The organism is Vreelandella aquamarina (assembly GCF_900110265.1).
Lineage (GTDB): Bacteria > Pseudomonadota > Gammaproteobacteria > Pseudomonadales > Halomonadaceae > Vreelandella > Vreelandella aquamarina.
Genome location: NZ_FODB01000047.1, coordinates 1 through 13,859, shown reverse-complemented (window position 1 = coordinate 13,859; position 13,859 = coordinate 1). Strand labels below are relative to the sequence as shown.

General features: G+C 59.1%; 21 protein-coding genes and 2 pseudogenes. 19 read left to right on the top strand and 4 right to left on the bottom strand.

The genetic code is table 11. The features are described 5' to 3' along the window. The first annotated feature begins 51 nt into the window (after nt 1–51). The 8 genes from BMY49_RS12870 to BMY49_RS12835 all read left to right on the top strand — a co-directional run bounded on the left by BMY49_RS12870 (nt 52) and on the right by BMY49_RS12835 (nt 8,074). On the top strand, nt 52–3,711 hold the full coding sequence (locus BMY49_RS12870) for an ATP-binding protein (protein WP_089675736.1): 3,660 nt from the start codon (nt 52–54) through the stop codon (nt 3,709–3,711). Continuing rightward, complete coding sequence (locus BMY49_RS12865) at nt 3,708–4,337, top strand: condensin complex protein MksE (RefSeq protein ID WP_089675735.1); 630 nt, start codon at nt 3,708–3,710, stop codon at nt 4,335–4,337. Before BMY49_RS12870 ends, BMY49_RS12865 begins: the two co-directional genes overlap by 4 nt. After that, nucleotides 4,334–5,611, top strand: coding sequence for a hypothetical protein (locus tag BMY49_RS12860; RefSeq protein ID WP_244154968.1), 1,278 nt, complete (start codon nt 4,334–4,336; stop codon nt 5,609–5,611). Before BMY49_RS12865 ends, BMY49_RS12860 begins: the two co-directional genes overlap by 4 nt. Further along, a complete protein-coding gene (locus BMY49_RS12855; RefSeq protein ID WP_062362334.1) occupies nt 5,608–6,474 on the top strand; it encodes a DUF7281 domain-containing protein in 867 nt (288 codons plus the stop codon). Before BMY49_RS12860 ends, BMY49_RS12855 begins: the two co-directional genes overlap by 4 nt. A 274-nt stretch (nt 6,475–6,748) precedes the next feature. Continuing rightward, nucleotides 6,749–7,027: a type II toxin-antitoxin system RelE/ParE family toxin gene (locus BMY49_RS12850; protein ID WP_008174254.1), complete on the top strand. Its 279-nt coding sequence runs from the start codon at nt 6,749–6,751 to the stop codon at nt 7,025–7,027. A 10-nt stretch (nt 7,028–7,037) separates the two neighbouring features. Beyond that, nucleotides 7,038–7,325 (top strand): HigA family addiction module antitoxin, encoded by a 288-nt coding sequence (locus tag BMY49_RS12845; RefSeq protein WP_036148342.1) that lies wholly within the window; start codon nt 7,038–7,040, stop codon nt 7,323–7,325. 138 nt (nt 7,326–7,463) lie between these two features. Further along, nucleotides 7,464–7,745 carry a type II toxin-antitoxin system RelE/ParE family toxin gene (locus BMY49_RS12840; RefSeq protein ID WP_054641815.1) on the top strand — a complete coding sequence of 94 codons (282 nt, stop codon included), beginning with the start codon at nt 7,464–7,466 and terminating at the stop codon, nt 7,743–7,745. A gap of 14 nt (nt 7,746–7,759) precedes the next feature. Further along, the gene (locus BMY49_RS12835; protein ID WP_008174257.1) at nt 7,760–8,074 is read left to right on the top strand and encodes a HigA family addiction module antitoxin; all 315 of its coding nucleotides are present in this window, start codon (nt 7,760–7,762) and stop codon (nt 8,072–8,074) included. Nucleotides 8,075–8,148: 74 nt separating this feature from the next. On the opposite strand, the gene BMY49_RS12830 is transcribed toward BMY49_RS12835, so the two are convergent. Both BMY49_RS12830 and BMY49_RS12825 read right to left on the bottom strand, forming a co-directional pair. Next, nucleotides 8,149–8,421 (bottom strand): BrnA antitoxin family protein, encoded by a 273-nt coding sequence (locus BMY49_RS12830; protein WP_054641814.1) that lies wholly within the window; start codon nt 8,419–8,421, stop codon nt 8,149–8,151. Then, nucleotides 8,396–8,707 (bottom strand): BrnT family toxin, encoded by a 312-nt coding sequence (locus BMY49_RS12825; protein ID WP_089675734.1) that lies wholly within the window; start codon nt 8,705–8,707, stop codon nt 8,396–8,398. The genes BMY49_RS12830 and BMY49_RS12825 overlap by 26 nt, the downstream gene beginning before the upstream one ends. 104 nt (nt 8,708–8,811) lie before the next feature. Between BMY49_RS12825 and BMY49_RS12820 the strand changes: the two genes are divergently transcribed. The 6 genes from BMY49_RS12820 to BMY49_RS17895 all read left to right on the top strand — a co-directional run bounded on the left by BMY49_RS12820 (nt 8,812) and on the right by BMY49_RS17895 (nt 10,700). Next, a complete protein-coding gene (locus tag BMY49_RS12820) occupies nt 8,812–9,141 on the top strand; it encodes a hypothetical protein (protein ID WP_197746083.1) in 330 nt (109 codons plus the stop codon). Nucleotides 9,142–9,319: 178 nt separating this feature from the next. Further along, nucleotides 9,320–9,577: a type II toxin-antitoxin system Phd/YefM family antitoxin gene (locus tag BMY49_RS12815; RefSeq protein ID WP_022992576.1), complete on the top strand. Its 258-nt coding sequence runs from the start codon at nt 9,320–9,322 to the stop codon at nt 9,575–9,577. Then, the gene (locus BMY49_RS12810; RefSeq protein WP_054641811.1) at nt 9,565–9,867 is read left to right on the top strand and encodes a type II toxin-antitoxin system RelE/ParE family toxin; all 303 of its coding nucleotides are present in this window, start codon (nt 9,565–9,567) and stop codon (nt 9,865–9,867) included. The genes BMY49_RS12815 and BMY49_RS12810 overlap by 13 nt, the downstream gene beginning before the upstream one ends. Before the next feature lie 136 nt (nt 9,868–10,003). Then, nucleotides 10,004–10,273 (top strand): type II toxin-antitoxin system Phd/YefM family antitoxin, encoded by a 270-nt coding sequence (locus BMY49_RS12805; protein WP_022990375.1) that lies wholly within the window; start codon nt 10,004–10,006, stop codon nt 10,271–10,273. Beyond that, nucleotides 10,274–10,573 (top strand): type II toxin-antitoxin system RelE/ParE family toxin, encoded by a 300-nt coding sequence (locus BMY49_RS12800; RefSeq protein ID WP_089675733.1) that lies wholly within the window; start codon nt 10,274–10,276, stop codon nt 10,571–10,573. After that, nucleotides 10,536–10,700: a type II toxin-antitoxin system CcdA family antitoxin gene (locus tag BMY49_RS17895; protein WP_269474860.1), complete on the top strand. Its 165-nt coding sequence runs from the start codon at nt 10,536–10,538 to the stop codon at nt 10,698–10,700. The genes BMY49_RS12800 and BMY49_RS17895 overlap by 38 nt, the downstream gene beginning before the upstream one ends. A 69-nt stretch (nt 10,701–10,769) precedes the next feature. Here the strand turns inward: BMY49_RS17895 and BMY49_RS12790 are convergent, their stop codons facing one another. Next, nucleotides 10,770–11,087, bottom strand: coding sequence for a CcdB family protein (locus BMY49_RS12790; protein ID WP_062373121.1), 318 nt, complete (start codon nt 11,085–11,087; stop codon nt 10,770–10,772). Beyond that, complete coding sequence (locus BMY49_RS12785; protein WP_062373118.1) at nt 11,087–11,332, bottom strand: type II toxin-antitoxin system CcdA family antitoxin; 246 nt, start codon at nt 11,330–11,332, stop codon at nt 11,087–11,089. Before BMY49_RS12785 ends, BMY49_RS12790 begins: the two co-directional genes overlap by 1 nt. A gap of 123 nt (nt 11,333–11,455) precedes the next feature. On the opposite strand from BMY49_RS12785, the pseudogene BMY49_RS12780 reads away from it, so the two are divergent. The 5 genes and pseudogenes from BMY49_RS12780 to BMY49_RS12760 all read left to right on the top strand — a co-directional run. Then, nucleotides 11,456–11,803: pseudogene (locus BMY49_RS12780) on the top strand (MBL fold metallo-hydrolase); the annotation flags it as partial. A gap of 28 nt (nt 11,804–11,831) precedes the next feature. Next, nucleotides 11,832–12,485 (top strand): DsbA family oxidoreductase, encoded by a 654-nt coding sequence (locus BMY49_RS12775; protein WP_062373116.1) that lies wholly within the window; start codon nt 11,832–11,834, stop codon nt 12,483–12,485. A 150-nt stretch (nt 12,486–12,635) separates the two neighbouring features. Next, nucleotides 12,636–13,124, top strand: a complete 489-nt coding sequence (locus BMY49_RS12770) for a hypothetical protein (protein WP_089675732.1) — start codon at nt 12,636–12,638, stop codon at nt 13,122–13,124. A gap of 89 nt (nt 13,125–13,213) precedes the next feature. Continuing rightward, nucleotides 13,214–13,531: pseudogene (locus BMY49_RS12765) on the top strand (aspartate/glutamate racemase family protein); the annotation flags it as partial. A gap of 106 nt (nt 13,532–13,637) precedes the next feature. Then, nucleotides 13,638–13,859 (top strand): helix-turn-helix domain-containing protein (locus tag BMY49_RS12760; RefSeq protein ID WP_167359373.1); only part of this gene is annotated, 222 nt, incomplete at its 3' end.

Here is a 13,859-nt window from a genome sequence, read left to right as displayed (position 1 = left end):
AGGTGTCTGGCAAGATAGCGTTTTCGGACGTTAAACGATCAAGGACACGGCATGGCGCATCTGCTACGCATCGTGATGATTCACGGCCACCTGAACGGCGTGGTCGAACTCAGTGTGGACGGCCACACCAATATTTGCGGCACCAACGCGTCGGGTAAAACCACGCTCCAGCGGCTGGTGCCGGTGTTTTACGGCGAGCTGCCCAACAAGGTGGTGCCGAAAACCCGCATGAAATTCGATGCGTTCTATCTGCCCCATCGCAATAGCTACCTGGTATACGAATACCGCCGCGAAGCAGGCAACGTGTGCCAGGCGGTGCTGACCCGCAAGCAGGAAGGCGGCGTGGAGTATCGCTTCGTCGGCGCGCCTTACCGCCCGGAAGACTACCTGGTAGAGACCGAGCAGGGACCGCTGGCGCTGGACTACACCCAGTGGGCCAGCGGGCTGCGCCGCAGTGGCACGCCAGTGTCGCCCAAGCTGGGCGCCACTTCCGAGTTCCGCTCGGTGATCCAGAACGACTTTACCCAGCTCCACAGCAACAGCCGCGATGGCCTGAAGCTGCGCCAGATCGCCGCCCAGTTCAGCCTGGTCAACCCCGAGCGGCGCATTCGCCATATCGAAAAGCTGGTCTCGGCGGTGCATGCCAAAGAGGGCAAGATGGACACCCTCAAGACCATGCTGGCGGCGATTTTCGAAGAGGACGGAGTCGAGCTGCCGGTTACTCGTATTCGCAGTGCCAAGGCCCGCGAGTGGATTCACCAGATGCGCCAATCCATGCGCCTGGAGCCGCTGCAGGCCGCGTTGGCCAAACTCTCCGGCATCGACCGTGAACTGGCCGAGCTTGATACCACCCTGTGGCAACTCAAACCCCAGCTGGCCGCCGACCGCGAACAGGCCCAGCGGCAGGTCGCCGACCTGGAAGGCGAACTCAACCGCCACCAGCGGGAGTTTCAGGCCGAAGAGCAGGCCTACGGCGAACGGCGGGATGCGCTCAACGACCAGCACAGCGAAGTGGCAAGCCAGCTGCAGCACGCCCAGCACCGCCTCAACGACCTGCAAACCCGCTTCGAGCAGTACGCTGAGGCCGACATGCCCGGCCTGGAGCGGGACATCAACGCGCTGCCCCAGTGGCGCGAACAGCGCGACCAGCTGCAGCAACACCTGCAAGTGATGCAGGACGCAGTGAAGGAAAGCCAGGCGCGCCTGGATGGCCGACTGCGCGAACTCTCGGAAAACCTCGCCCGCCAGACTCAAGAGAACCAGGAACTGATCGACGCGCTGGTGGAGGAGAAAGCCGAGCGCCGCGAGCAGCAGTGGCAAACCGAGCAGCAGCATAACGAGCGCTACCAGCAGGCCCGCCAGCGGCTGGAGAGCGAGTATCAGGCCCAGCTGGAGCTAGGCGTCGAGCAGCTGGCCGAGCTAAAGGCGCAGCTCGCCATGCCCAGCCAAACCCGCGAAGAAGCCCAGGAGGCTGAGCTGGCCCAGGCGCGGCTGGACGACGCCCAGCAGGCCCGCAGCGCGGCCGGGGCCACCCTGGAGGCGCTGCGCCGCGAGCTGGAAGCCCACAAGCGCGAGCGCGACACCGCCGAACAGCATCTCGTGCAGTGCCGTCAGCAGCGGGAGCGCGCCGAGCAGCACTGCTACACGCTTTATCAGCAGCAGACCCCCGAGCAGGGCAGCCTGCGCCACTTCCTGCGCTACCACCGCCCCGGCTGGGAACAGCAGCTCGGCAAGGTGATCGCCCCGGAACTGCTGGAACGCCGCGACCTCGCCCCCCAACTGGCCGACCACGCCAGCGACGACCTGTTCGGCCTGGCGTTGGACCTTTCCGCCATCGCGCTGCCCGACTACGCTCAGGACGAAGCCAGCCTGCTGGCCGCCATCGAGGGAGCCGAGAGCGCCAAGGCCCGAGCCCATACCGCCTGCACCGCCGCTGAAAAGGCCCTCAAGCAGCACAACGAGCGGGTACAGCAGGCCGATGACGCCCAGGACACCGCCCGACTGGCCCACCAGCGCGCCGAGCAGGAGGTGGAGTACGCCCTGGAAGCGCGCCGCCAACAGCAGGCCCGCCACGCGGAAAGCCAGAAAGCCCGCCGTGCCCACATCGAAGCCGCCCTGGCCCGCCAGGAGCAGGCCCAAACCGAGCTGCGCGACGAGAAGCGCGACGCCCTGGCCGAGCTGGCCGAAACCCACCAGGGCCAACTGCTGGAGCTCAAGGCCGACGCCCAAAGCCAGCTCGATAGCCTCGATGCCCAGCTACGCACCTACAAACAGCAGCTTAGCGATGCCAACGCCGAACACCAGCGCCAGCGCGCCGAGCTGGAAGAAGCCTTCAGCCAGGAGCTGGCCGAGCAGGGCGTCGACCCCGCCCAGCTCAAGGCCACCAAAACCCGCCTGGAAGAGCAGAACGAGCGCATTCGTAAAACCGCCGCCCGCCAGGAGGAGCTGGCCGAGTACCAGCGCTTCATGCGCATCGAGTGGGGCCAGCATAAACCCCAGCTGGTGGCGGAAGAGGCCGAGCTGGCCCAGCGCGACCAGCAGCTCAAGCGCGACAAAGCGCATCTGAAAAACGCCTTCCACGCCGCCAGAGAGGCCCACCAGCAGGCAGTGAACGGCCTGAAGGCCCAGCGCGATAGCGCCCGAGGCACCCTGGAAGCCCTGACGCCGCTGCTCAACCAGCTGGAAAGCCTGGAGCTGGTGGCCGAAGGCGCGCCGCTGGAAGCTAGCGTGGGTGACGTGGACGAGCGCATCGAGCGCACCCACCAGGCCCTGGCCAGCCGCCACCAGCAGCTGGAGCAACTGCGCCGAGGCTGCCTGGACGTCGAAAGCCAACTGATCAAGGATGCCAGCAGCGGCTTTGCCGATGCCCTGCAAAGCGAGCGCGACAAGCTGCCCAGCGACAGCCCACGGCTACTACTGCCGCTTTTACGCGGCATGCTCAAACTGCTGGAAGACCAACAGCAGCAGCTGATTCAGGAAGGCCGTAACCTCAGCGACGACCTGGACAAGTTCTTCATCGTCTTCCGCGACCTGAACCGGCGCATCAGCGCCCAGAGCCGTCGGCTTTCGGAAGAGGTCGCCGACGACCTGCGCCTGGAAGGCATCACCAAGGCGGAAGTGCGCATTCAGTCCACCATTGACGAGCTGGGCTTTTGGGAGCCGCTCAAACTGTTCGCCCAGCGCTACAAGGCGTGGCGGGAGTCCGGCCAGACGCTGCCCAGCGACGACTACCTCAACGCCCTGGCCGACGTGGTCGATTTGCTGCGCAGCGACCAGCAGTACAGCTTCGAAAGCCTGCTGCGCCTGGAGCTGCACCTGAACGAAGGCGGCACCGATTTGGTAATCAAAAACGACCGCCAGCTGCTGGAGTCCTCCAGCCACGGCATGGCGTATCTGATTCTGTGCAAGTTCCTGCTGGCGTTTACCCGCCTGCTGCGGGGCGATGCGCACATCGCCATCCACTGGCCGATTGATGAGATCGGTACGCTGGCCTACCACAACGTCGAAAAACTGTTCGACGCCTGCGACAGCAACCGCATCCATATCGTCGGGGCCTTCCCCAACCCGGAATCCGACGTGCTGCTGCTGTTCGCCAACCGCTACCTCATCGAACGGGACGCCCAGCAACAGCGTCAGCTCAAGCGTATCGAGCCACGCCTCAGCGCGCTGGCGCAGAAAATCAAGCAGCGCCAACAGGAGGTGAGCGCATGATCGAACACGGCCCCCTGCTCGAACGCCTGCTGGCAGGCGACTTCATCTGCGCCGTCAGCGACGATAACGCCTACCGCCACCTGGCCAACGAAGAGACCCGCGAGGCCATCGACGCCTACCTGCGCCCGCTCAATCGGCGGCTGGCCAGCAACGAGGATGCCAGCGTCTACTTCCTCGCCTGGCGGCAGCTCAACGACACCGCCCGGGAGCAGCTCTCCCGCCAGCTCGCCGACACCGTCAACAGCCTGCTGCCCATGCTGGAGTGGCTACAACTGGTGCAGGAAGCGCTGGGCCGCGACGCCCTGGCCGCCCCTGGCGACGTGCTCAAACCCGCCGAGTTCAGCGCCAAGTGCGAAGACAACCAGAGCCTGCGCGAGCGTTTGGAACGGCTAGCCACGGACAACTTCTTTGGCTCCCAGAGCGACCAGCTGGATGCCCAGGTGAAGCAGATCTTCAAACGGCTGAAAGAGCACGGTTACCTGATGCAGCCCCACAGCGAACGCCAAGTGTTCGTGGTGACCGGCAAGATGGACTACCTGGTGGACGTGGTACGCTTCATCCGCGACGAAGAGAATCTGCCCATCGATGCCGACGAGGACACCGGCACGCAGGAGGCCCTGCTGTGAGTCGGCGTGAGAACAGTGCTTTAGGCAATGGGGTGGGCAGTGGCGTGAGCGAGCTGGAGAGCCGCCTGCTCAAGACCGGCGCGGAACGCCTGGCGCTGCTGGGCAAGCACGCCGAACGGCTGATGCAGGCCTACACCCGCGACGACGTACCGCTGGAAGGCCTGAGCGACGGCGCGTTGCGCAAGCTGCTGGCCGCCCGGGTGCTATGGCGGCCCGACGAGCAGAGCGGCGTCAAACTCTCGCCCAAGGTGCGCGACCTGATCGCCGAAATGCTCGCCGACGAAACCCGCCGCCACGTCAATGCCGACGTGGCCGAAACCCTGGAGCTGATTCGTACCCAAGTAGATAGCTACCGAGAAGCCCGCAGCAAGGGCGAACACTGGCGCCAGGAGCAGCAGCTACTGCGCCTGCGCCAGGAGGTGGATGGCCTCAACGGCCGCTTTGCCGACGCCATCGATAGCCTGTGGCAGCGGCTCAACAGCGATTTCGGTTTCGTCAGCCAGCTCAACGACAAGATCCGCGAGAACGACCGCGCCCAAAAGCAGATCGTGCGGCTACTCGATGGCCTCGCGCTGATCGACTTCGACGAGCTGATCGCCCTGGTGGGTAGCGACGGCAGCCTGCGCAAGCTGCTCATCAGCCAGCTTCAGAACCGCCTGAGCCACCACTACACCAGCTTGAGGGAAGTGCAGCGGCGGTTGATCGAGCTCATGGCCCGCTTCCGCAAGCAGCAGGCCCGCAGCCGTCTGATGACCGGCATGGCCGCCTTCCTGCGCGAACACCCGGGCTTTGTGCCCGGCAACTACGCCCAGCGCAGTGAGGTGCCCGCGCTGTTCAACCGCGCCGCACCGCTCAACCCCGCCGCCGCCCCCGCGCTGGACCACGCCCTGGATACCCGCGTTTTGGCCGAGCTGTTGCACGAGCTGCCCGCCCCACGCCACGCCGCACAAAACGTCGCGGTCGCCAACCCCGTTCAACCCGCCGAAGAGAGCCTGGCCGCCGCCCGCCAGCAGGCGCTCAAGCTGGACGTCGAACGCTTCTACCTCGCGGTGCTCGACCAGCCGCCCGCCGAGCCCGTCAGCGCCCTGGCCTACCTACAACAGAGCGGCCTAGAGTGGGCAGATGAAATCTGGCTGTTTCAGGTGATCGCCGAGTACCAAGGGCTGCCGCGTAGCGAACAGCAGGCCTTCCGCCTGCAGCAAGAGGAGAGCAAGGCCAGCGCCTTTAATGACCTGCGGCTGATTCACGATGTGGCCCTGGCGGTGGCGGTATGAACCTGCCCAGCCGCGCACGCAACGGCCTTAACGGCGTCGCCCGCGAACTACTTCGCCAGCCCACGGTGGAGAAGCCCCGCCGCCAGTGGGTAGACGACGTAGTGGTCTGGTGCCGCCAGCACGATATTGACCTGGCCACACGAATCAACAGTAAAGCGCTGCGCTTTGACACCGCCTTGCTGGCGCAGATCAACGACGTGTTAGATAGCGCCCGCCTAGCACCGCTAGGCTGCTCGCTCAGCGGCCTAACCAGCAGCGCCCAAGCGAAGGAGGGCATGGAGGAAGACAAAGCCACCCGCGAAAGCCCCCGCGCCTGGCGCATACTGCTCAGCCTGCCGCCGCAACCTACCCCAGGGCTTGCAAGCGAGCCGCGCTGCAGTCGCGACGTGGACGTTCGCCACCTCACGCTAGGAGCCTTCGGCGCGCTGGTGCAGGTGGAAAACCTCGATAGCTTCTACACTTTCAACCCGAACATCAGCGCCCTCAGCGGCTACGCCCAGCCGCTCATCGCCTACCGAGGTGACAGCCACTACGGCGGCGGCTTCGCCCACCTGGCCGAGGTATGGCGCAAAACCCGCAGGCCGCACCTCTACGCAGGCGACTTCGACGCCAAGGGCGTGACCCTGGCGCTGGACAGCGGCGCCACACACCTGCTGCTCCCCGACATGGCGTGGCTCAGCCAATACGCCACCCCCCTGCACCAGCCCGCCGGGCAGCTCCCCTACCAACGGCGGCTGCGCCAACTCCACGTCAGCCTACCGCCCCAACACCCGCTCAGGCCCTACCTCACGCTGCTGGAAAAACAGCGCGGCCTCAAACAGCAGTGGTTTGAGGGGGAATTGGTGGCGGTGGGGGTTGGTTAGCGGATTGCTTCTTGGCTGGGGTTGGCTGAGAGAATCAACCGTGCAGTGCTTTTCTTGCGGTACGCAGGGGGGAAAGCAAAACGCGCCAGCATGCGAATCTGAATATGCCGCTTATTTTCCCTTTGCCTTCAGGCGAATCAGTGGGATAGGGTCGATGGAGCTGGCTACATAACCTCAATGAATGAGCGCGCGCGTTTATTGGGGTTATACAGCGTTCCGTATAAGCACTGTTATGCGCTTTGACACCTGATACGTTACAGGGTACATTCAAGGAATGATTCGAAGCTTCAAACACAAGGGCTTGGCAAAATTCTTCAAGTCCGGCAGTACTGCAGGGATTCAGGCCGCTCATGAAAAGAGGCTTCGGCTAATTCTCGGTAGATTGAATGCAGCATCGAATGCCAAAGATATGGACTTACCCGGTCTTCGCTTGCATGAGCTCTCTGGCAATCGTGCCGGAATCTGGTCAGTGACCGTCAGCGGTAACTGGCGAGTGACCTTCCGGTTCGAAGACGGAGATGCCGAGATTGTGAACTACGAAGATTATCACTGAGGTACCGCCAATGTTAATGCACAACCCTCCGCACCCGGGTGAAGTGCTGCGAGAGCTTTGTCTTGAGCCCCTTGGCCTTTCTGTCACAGCAGCAGCAGAGGCATTGGGCGTTAGCCGCAAAACGCTGAGTGCCGTGTTGAATGGCAAGGCCGGCATTAGTCCAGAAATGGCGATCCGGCTCTCTATCGCTTTCGATACCTCGGCAGAAAGCTGGCTAAATCAGCAGTCCCAATATGAACTTTGGCATGCTGAACAACATCGCAAAGAGCTCAACGTGAAGAAGCTTGTTGCAGCCTGAGGCAGCACATAACCAGGCCATGCACCGGATGCCAAAACCTCCGCTTCGCTGCGGTTCTGTCACCGGTGATGGCGGGCGTTATGCAGTCATTCCTTCGTCTCGTTGACAAGCGTCACGTGACGAAATACACTTTGTTTCATGATCAAATCCTTCGCTGACAAACGAACCCAAGAACTCTACGCCAAGGGCAAGTCAAAGAAATTTCCTGCGGATGTTGCACCGAGAGCCGCTAGAAAACTTGAATACGTGGATCTGGCCGTACAGCTTGAGGATTTGAAAGTGCCGCCCGGCAATCGCCTTCACCCACTGTCGGGAAACAGGCAGGGGCAGCACGCAATTTCAATCAATGATCAGTGGCGTATCTGTTTTCGTTTTGAAGGTGGCGATGCGTATGAAGTCGAAGTGTGTGACTACCACTGAGTGAGGTGATGACCATGGCTATTCTTAATACTGCTGGCATGCAGCGCAAACCGACTCATCCTGGCGAAATGCTGAGGGAAGACTTTCTTCCGGACTATGGTCTGACGGTTTCGGGGTTGGCCGAATCTTTGGGTGTCTCTCGTCAGTCAGTGAATGAACTATTGCGGGAACGCCGTGCTGTCAGCCCTGAAATGGCGCTCAGGCTTGCGCGTTTGTTTGGTAACTCGCCAGAATTCTGGCTGAACGCACAGCGGTCTGTTGATCTTTGGACTGCTGCGCAGTCGGTCAAGGAAGAAGTGGATCGAATCAAGCCGCTACATGCTGCATAACCAAGCCATGCACCGGATGCCAAAACCTCCGCTTCGCTCTGGTTTTGTCACCGGTGATGGTGGGCGTTAGCACCTCATGTCCGACGACTGTCGTTTACATCATCCGCAAGCCAAGCCTTGATCAGCGATTGATAAGGCATGTCCCGCTTGTTGGCTTCGATCTTGATCCGATCAAGCAGAGTTTCCGGCAACCGGAGTGAGATGGTCTTGGTTGATGGTTTCAGCTTCGGGAACGATGCCGGCTTGGCCTGGCTCCAATCCAGGTAGTCGGTGGAATCGTGAGTTTCCCAGAATTCCCGTTCTTCTGCTTCAGTTTTGAACTCAGGCATCTTTTTTGGCTTGCTCATAAACAGCCCTCTCTTTTCGGTGCATGTCGCGAGCGGAAATCACCCGAATCATCGTACCGTTCTGCCTCAGTGTGAACGTGATGTGGAGCAATCTCTCGTCATCTGTTTCACCAAGAGCATGAAAACGGGCCTCAGTCTGGCTGTGTTTGGAATCCTCCAACACCAGAAGCGGCTCATTAAAGAAAATTTCTTCCGCTTCGGACTGGTTTACGCCATGTTTCTCCACGTTTTTTCGGGAGTTGCCTTCGTCCCAGTCAAAGCCAGTAACTTGTGCCCAATTGATCATAAAAGTATATTATCAGCATATACGCAGGCGTCAACAAGTGCTAACCAATGCAGGCACGGCGACGCCCACTACATTGCGCCCTCGGCTCCATTTCGTGGGCGCGCATGCTGCAGGCGTTAGCACCAAAAAGTTTAGCTATGGCAAAAGTTAAGAAACAGCTCACTCCGGCCCAAAAGAGTGCAAAGAAAGCCGCGCAAGCAGATCGGCAAAGGAAGTACCAGTGGGTCTTTATGAACGGTAAGCAAGCCAGAATAAAGCGGCCACCAACTGTGGATGGCATGCCTGTAGACCAGTTCATTGAGGAGAATGCTGATCCGGTATGGCTCCACCAGAACGAGCTATGGGAGCTGATGCCGATTGAAGACGATCTTTTTGGTTCTGAGCCGTCTACGGAATCAAGTGAAACAGAAGATGAGAACGGAATACCATTTTGACTTGGGTCACAGGTATTTAGTTGAGCAGTGCTAACCAGTCGCTCAAGTACGTTCCCGGCCTGACGGCCGTCCACCGGATGCCCTTGTCAGGGCACCGCTTAGTTTCGCGTTAGCTGTGATTGCCCCACCTGAAGAGTGATACTATAGTGTCACTATTAGTCTGATTTAGGGTGAGCCCATGAAAGTTGAGCTTGTTACGAACCTCAAGCGCCAAGCCACAAAGATTCTGGCAGATCTGCACTTGTCTAAGGAGCCGATACTGATCACGGAGCATGGTCAGCCATCGGCATATCTTGTCGATGTGCAGGATTATGAGTTTATGCAGCGCCGACTTGAGCTGCTTGAGGGGCTATCACGGGGAGAGCGTGCTGTACTTGAGGGAAGAACGTACAGCCAAAGTGAGGCCAGGGAGAAAATGAGTAAATGGCTGAAGTAATCTGGACGGAGCCTGCCCTTCAAGAACTGGATGCCATAGCTGAGTACATTGCTCTGGATAATCCTGTTGCCGCAAGTCATCTGGTCCAGGAAGTTTTCGATAAGACCGAGCGTTTGGAAGATTTTCCCCAATCCGGACGGATTCCTCCAGAACTCCCTAATTCAGTATACAGGGAGGTAGTGGTTCCACCGTGTCGCATTTTTTATCGTGAGGATGATCAGCGAGTTCTCATTCTCTATGTTATGCGAGAGGAGCGACAGCTTCGGGCGTACATGCTTGGGAACAGCTAACCAGGCGCGTCACTGGGATGCCTTTGTCTCCGCTTCGCTACGTCAAAGTCACCGGTGCGCTTCGGCGTTATGTTTCTTTACTGCACCTGTTAACTGGTGCTATTAATGGCACCAAATCGTTGGCTGGGTAATCACTATGCAAGTGAAATTTTCCGAGGATGTCATTCCTCTATCAGACCTTAAAATCAATCCCGGAAAGGTGGTTGGTCGAGCGCAGGACACGCATCGTCCAATCCTGCTCACCAGCCGTGGCCGCGGCATAGCTGTTGTTCAGGGGCTCGAGGATTATGAGAGAACCGCAGAGGAATTGAGGTTTGTAAAGGCGGTGGCGCGGGGGCTTATGGATGTTCGCGAGGGCAACACCGTATCGTTGGAGGACGCCAAGAAAACGTTGGGTATCAAGTAAATGGAACTACGCTTAGCACAGTCTGCTCTCGAGGACTTACAGACTATTCAGGAGTATTACAAAGAGCAGGATGTGCCACATATCGGTGATGATTTCGTGGCTGCTATCCTAGAGCACTGTGAAATGCTTCAAATCCACCCGGATGCTGGCCGAGTTGTTCCTGAATTCAACATGGATCATATTCGTGAATTGATTCACGCGCCGTTTCGAGTTGTCTATCTCAGGCAGGCTAAAGAGGTTCTGCTTATACGAGTCTGGCGGAGTGAGAGGCAGCTCGAATTACCAGCAAACGAAACATAACATTGCGGAGGCTGTGAAACGGCATAAACAGGAGAAGTGGCTGAAAGAGAATGCCAAAGCTCTGGCAAGTTCGAACGCATACGTTGAAGCTAACGGTTTGCCTCTCGCGCGGCACCGTCAATTCTGATGGCCCGCTTCGGCATGAGCGTCTAACATGATGGCTTTGCCTCCATGAGGTTGCCGCATCCTGCCAGTGTTAAAAGCCGGTGATCGCCAGGTCCAGAGCCCCGATAATTAGGTCTCTAACATGCGAGAGAGAGCCGATGGGATTCCGTAGATGTTTTTCAGGCACCGACGAAATCTGTGGCGTTAACAGCAATAGCGCCTGATCGCCAAAGCTGATTTCAGGAGTGAGTCCTTGCATGGTGTCGTTGCCGAAGGCGGAACGGTTTCCCAGCGGGATGACGATGCGGGTGGTCAGTTCGCTTAGCAAACTGCTTTGAACATCCACAAGGTAGGGGTAGTGCGCTTTGCTGGTTTTGCTTGGGTTGGGGTATACGTCGAACTGTGCCATTAAAACTCCCTGAATTCGTCGCCAAAGCATCCGTGTCGTTCGACAAAATCGTTATAACTTTTTATCGCAGCTCGATTTTCTTCGACCCATTGCTGCGCTTCGCATTGGGAAAGCTCTTCTTTCAGCGCTCGCTCCAGGGTGGCAGACAGGTTAATGTTCAATTCACGTGTCCTGCGCAGCAGGTCGCTATTGATGGAGAGATTCGCTGCTTTTTTGGGTGCGGCTGCATCGTAGAGTTCGGCCATCGTCGTCTCCTGGTGGCTCTTGATGTATAGTCTGATTTTATGCGCATGGAAATGCGCATTCAAGCATGCCTCGTTGCTTCGAACGCCACCCCTTCAAGCTCATTGTTGACTCGTCAATCAGATATGAACCTACTCTTCCTCGGCACCTCCGCCGGAGTCCCAACCAAAACAAGAAACGTGTCTGGCGTCGCTTTGCATGAAAGCAAGGGCAAGGGTTGGTATCTGGTCGATTGTGGCGAGGGCACGCAGCATCAGGTGTTGCACACCAAGCTGACGTTTCATTCGCTGAAGGCCATTTTGATTACCCATGTGCACGGCGACCACTGCTACGGGCTGCCGGGCATTCTGGCCAGTGCGGCCATGGGTGGGCGCACGGCGCCGCTGCCCCTTGTGGCCCCCAAGGGTATCCAAACCTGGCTGGAAGCCACCTGTGCGGTCACCCAGCTTTGCCTGCTCTTCGCGCTGGAATTCAGATGAATGAACCCAAAGGAGATACCCCATGCAAAAGGTAAGAATCGACCTAGTATCTGATGTGGCCTGCCCGTGGTGCGCCATTGGCTACCGACGCTTGGAGCAGGCGTTAGAGACACTCAAGGGCGAGATCGACGTCGAGCTGGTCTGGCAGCCTTTCGAACTGAATCGGGACATGCCGCCCGAGGGCGAGCCGATTCTGGAGCATCTATGCCGCAAGTACGGCAAGGACGCGGCCACCATGGAACAGTCCCAGCGCGAGATCATGGCTGCCGCCGAAGCGCTTGGCCTGAATTTCCGTGGCGCGCTGGAGCGCCGAGCGAACAACACCTTCGCCGCGCACCGTGTGCTGGCCTGGGCCGGCACGCAGCATCAGGAAACGGCGCTTCAACTGGCGCTGTTCGAGGCCTACTTCGGTGAGGCGAAAAACCCCGCCGACCCCTTGGTGCTTCGCGAAAAAGCTATCGAGGTGGGGCTGGATGGCGACACCGCCGAGGCCATCGCTCGCTCCGATCAGTACACCGAAGAAGTGCGTGAAGCCGAGCAGCGCTTTATGGACATGGGCGTCAGTGCCGTGCCCGCATTTATCCTCGATGGCCGCTACCTGATTTCCGGCGCCCAGCCCACCGATGTGCTGGTCGATGCGCTGCGTCAGGTGGCTGAAGAGAACGCCAGCGGCTAATGTGTGAAAAGCGCTGCCTGAAGTATGTGGTATCGGGATCCGGTGGGCGACGAAGGTCTGCGCCGCTGGCTGACAGTCGTGTTTACCGGAGATCTGGAGTAGCCAGATGGAGCTTTCACAACCAACAATGCAACGAGTAAGGGAGTCATGATGCAAAGGATGCAAGTGCGCCCGCTGATGGCCAGTTTGTTGGCGCTATTGGGGTTATGGATGGCACTACGTCCACTACCGGATGCCGCCGTTTCTCTGTTGATCGCTCTGGCTGGCCAAGAGGACATTTCTTCAAGCGTATTGATGGCTCAGTTTGTGCATTTTTTTAGCAATACTCTGATCGGGCTGAGTCTTATTCTGTGGCGTGAGGCATTGAGCCGATGGCTGGTGCCGCAAGGGGCAGGTGTATTGGTAAGCCCCCGGGCCTGCATGGCGGTGGGGACAGCGCTCATGGGTATTTATTTTATCGCTGCTGGCACGGTGCTGTTGGGGGAGTTTCTCGCGCAACAGCGGCCAAACGCTAGCGCTTACTTGTTAGGGCGTGGGGGGACTTCTGTGGTCGTGGGAGCCGTTTTGCTTTTAAGCTCAGCGGGGGGCAGCCGGTTATGGGCGCTACTGTTAAAACTGCGAAGTGCCGGATGGCGGTAAGCATTTGAGCCTCTGATAGAGTCCGGAGCCTTGTCTGCTGCCTTCGCAATACACTCTCTTTCTTGTGACCAGAAGGTGGAAGTGCATCCATGAAAACCATCGGCTTGATCGGCGGCATGAGCTGGGAGTCCACTCAAACCTACTACCGCCTCGTCAACCAGCATGTGCGCACGGCGCTGGGCGGGCTGCACTCTGCCAGGGTGGTGCTGTACAGCGCGGATTTTGCCGAGATAGAGGCGCTGCAGCATCAGGGTAACTGGCAGGCGACTGCCGAGATATTGGCAGCGGCGGTCTCCATTCCGCTATTGCATATCGCCGATGCCACGGCCCAGGTGCTGCAACGCCAGGGCATTGCCTGCGTAGGTTTGCTGGGCACGCGGTTTACCATGGAACAGGCGTTTTATCAGTTAGCGCGGAAAACCTCGTACTTTTAGTGCGAGGATGGATAGCGCGGCGTCCGCCAGGACGCCTTGTGTTTTGCATCCTTACAATATTTCGTCTAAAGTGTCAAGCATGAAAGCCGAGCGCGCCTACCAATACCGCTTCTATCCCACGCCTGAGCAAGCAGCCTTGCTGGCGCGGACGTTTGGGTGCGTGCGGTTTGTCTGGAACGCGGTGCTGCGCTATCGCACCGACGCGTTTTATCAGCGTCAGGAAAAGATCGGCTATAACGATGCCAGCGCGTTCCTAACACAGTTAAAGAAGCAGCCGGACACCGCCTTTCTAGCCGAGGTT

Bases quoted from the DNA above. Each gene is read 5' to 3' on its own strand.
- BMY49_RS12870 (WP_089675736.1), top strand. From the start codon at position 52: ATGGCGCATCTGCTACGCATCGTGATGATTCACGGCCACCTGAACGGC.
- BMY49_RS12865 (WP_089675735.1), top strand. From the start codon at position 3,708: ATGATCGAACACGGCCCCCTGCTCGAACGCCTGCTGGCAGGCGACTTC.
- BMY49_RS12855 (WP_062362334.1), top strand. From the start codon at position 5,608: ATGAACCTGCCCAGCCGCGCACGCAACGGCCTTAACGGCGTCGCCCGC.
- BMY49_RS12850 (WP_008174254.1), top strand. From the start codon at position 6,749: ATGATTCGAAGCTTCAAACACAAGGGCTTGGCAAAATTCTTCAAGTCC.
- BMY49_RS12845 (WP_036148342.1), top strand. From the start codon at position 7,038: ATGTTAATGCACAACCCTCCGCACCCGGGTGAAGTGCTGCGAGAGCTT.
- BMY49_RS12840 (WP_054641815.1), top strand. From the start codon at position 7,464: ATGATCAAATCCTTCGCTGACAAACGAACCCAAGAACTCTACGCCAAG.
- BMY49_RS12835 (WP_008174257.1), top strand. From the start codon at position 7,760: ATGGCTATTCTTAATACTGCTGGCATGCAGCGCAAACCGACTCATCCT.
- BMY49_RS12830 (WP_054641814.1), bottom strand. From the start codon at position 8,421: ATGAGCAAGCCAAAAAAGATGCCTGAGTTCAAAACTGAAGCAGAAGAA.
- BMY49_RS12825 (WP_089675734.1), bottom strand. From the start codon at position 8,707: ATGATCAATTGGGCACAAGTTACTGGCTTTGACTGGGACGAAGGCAAC.
- BMY49_RS12820 (WP_197746083.1), top strand. From the start codon at position 8,812: ATGCTGCAGGCGTTAGCACCAAAAAGTTTAGCTATGGCAAAAGTTAAG.
- BMY49_RS12815 (WP_022992576.1), top strand. From the start codon at position 9,320: ATGAAAGTTGAGCTTGTTACGAACCTCAAGCGCCAAGCCACAAAGATT.
- BMY49_RS12810 (WP_054641811.1), top strand. From the start codon at position 9,565: ATGGCTGAAGTAATCTGGACGGAGCCTGCCCTTCAAGAACTGGATGCC.
- BMY49_RS12805 (WP_022990375.1), top strand. From the start codon at position 10,004: ATGCAAGTGAAATTTTCCGAGGATGTCATTCCTCTATCAGACCTTAAA.
- BMY49_RS12800 (WP_089675733.1), top strand. From the start codon at position 10,274: ATGGAACTACGCTTAGCACAGTCTGCTCTCGAGGACTTACAGACTATT.
- BMY49_RS12790 (WP_062373121.1), bottom strand. From the start codon at position 11,087: ATGGCACAGTTCGACGTATACCCCAACCCAAGCAAAACCAGCAAAGCG.
- BMY49_RS12785 (WP_062373118.1), bottom strand. From the start codon at position 11,332: ATGGCCGAACTCTACGATGCAGCCGCACCCAAAAAAGCAGCGAATCTC.
- BMY49_RS12775 (WP_062373116.1), top strand. From the start codon at position 11,832: ATGCAAAAGGTAAGAATCGACCTAGTATCTGATGTGGCCTGCCCGTGG.
- BMY49_RS12770 (WP_089675732.1), top strand. From the start codon at position 12,636: ATGCAAAGGATGCAAGTGCGCCCGCTGATGGCCAGTTTGTTGGCGCTA.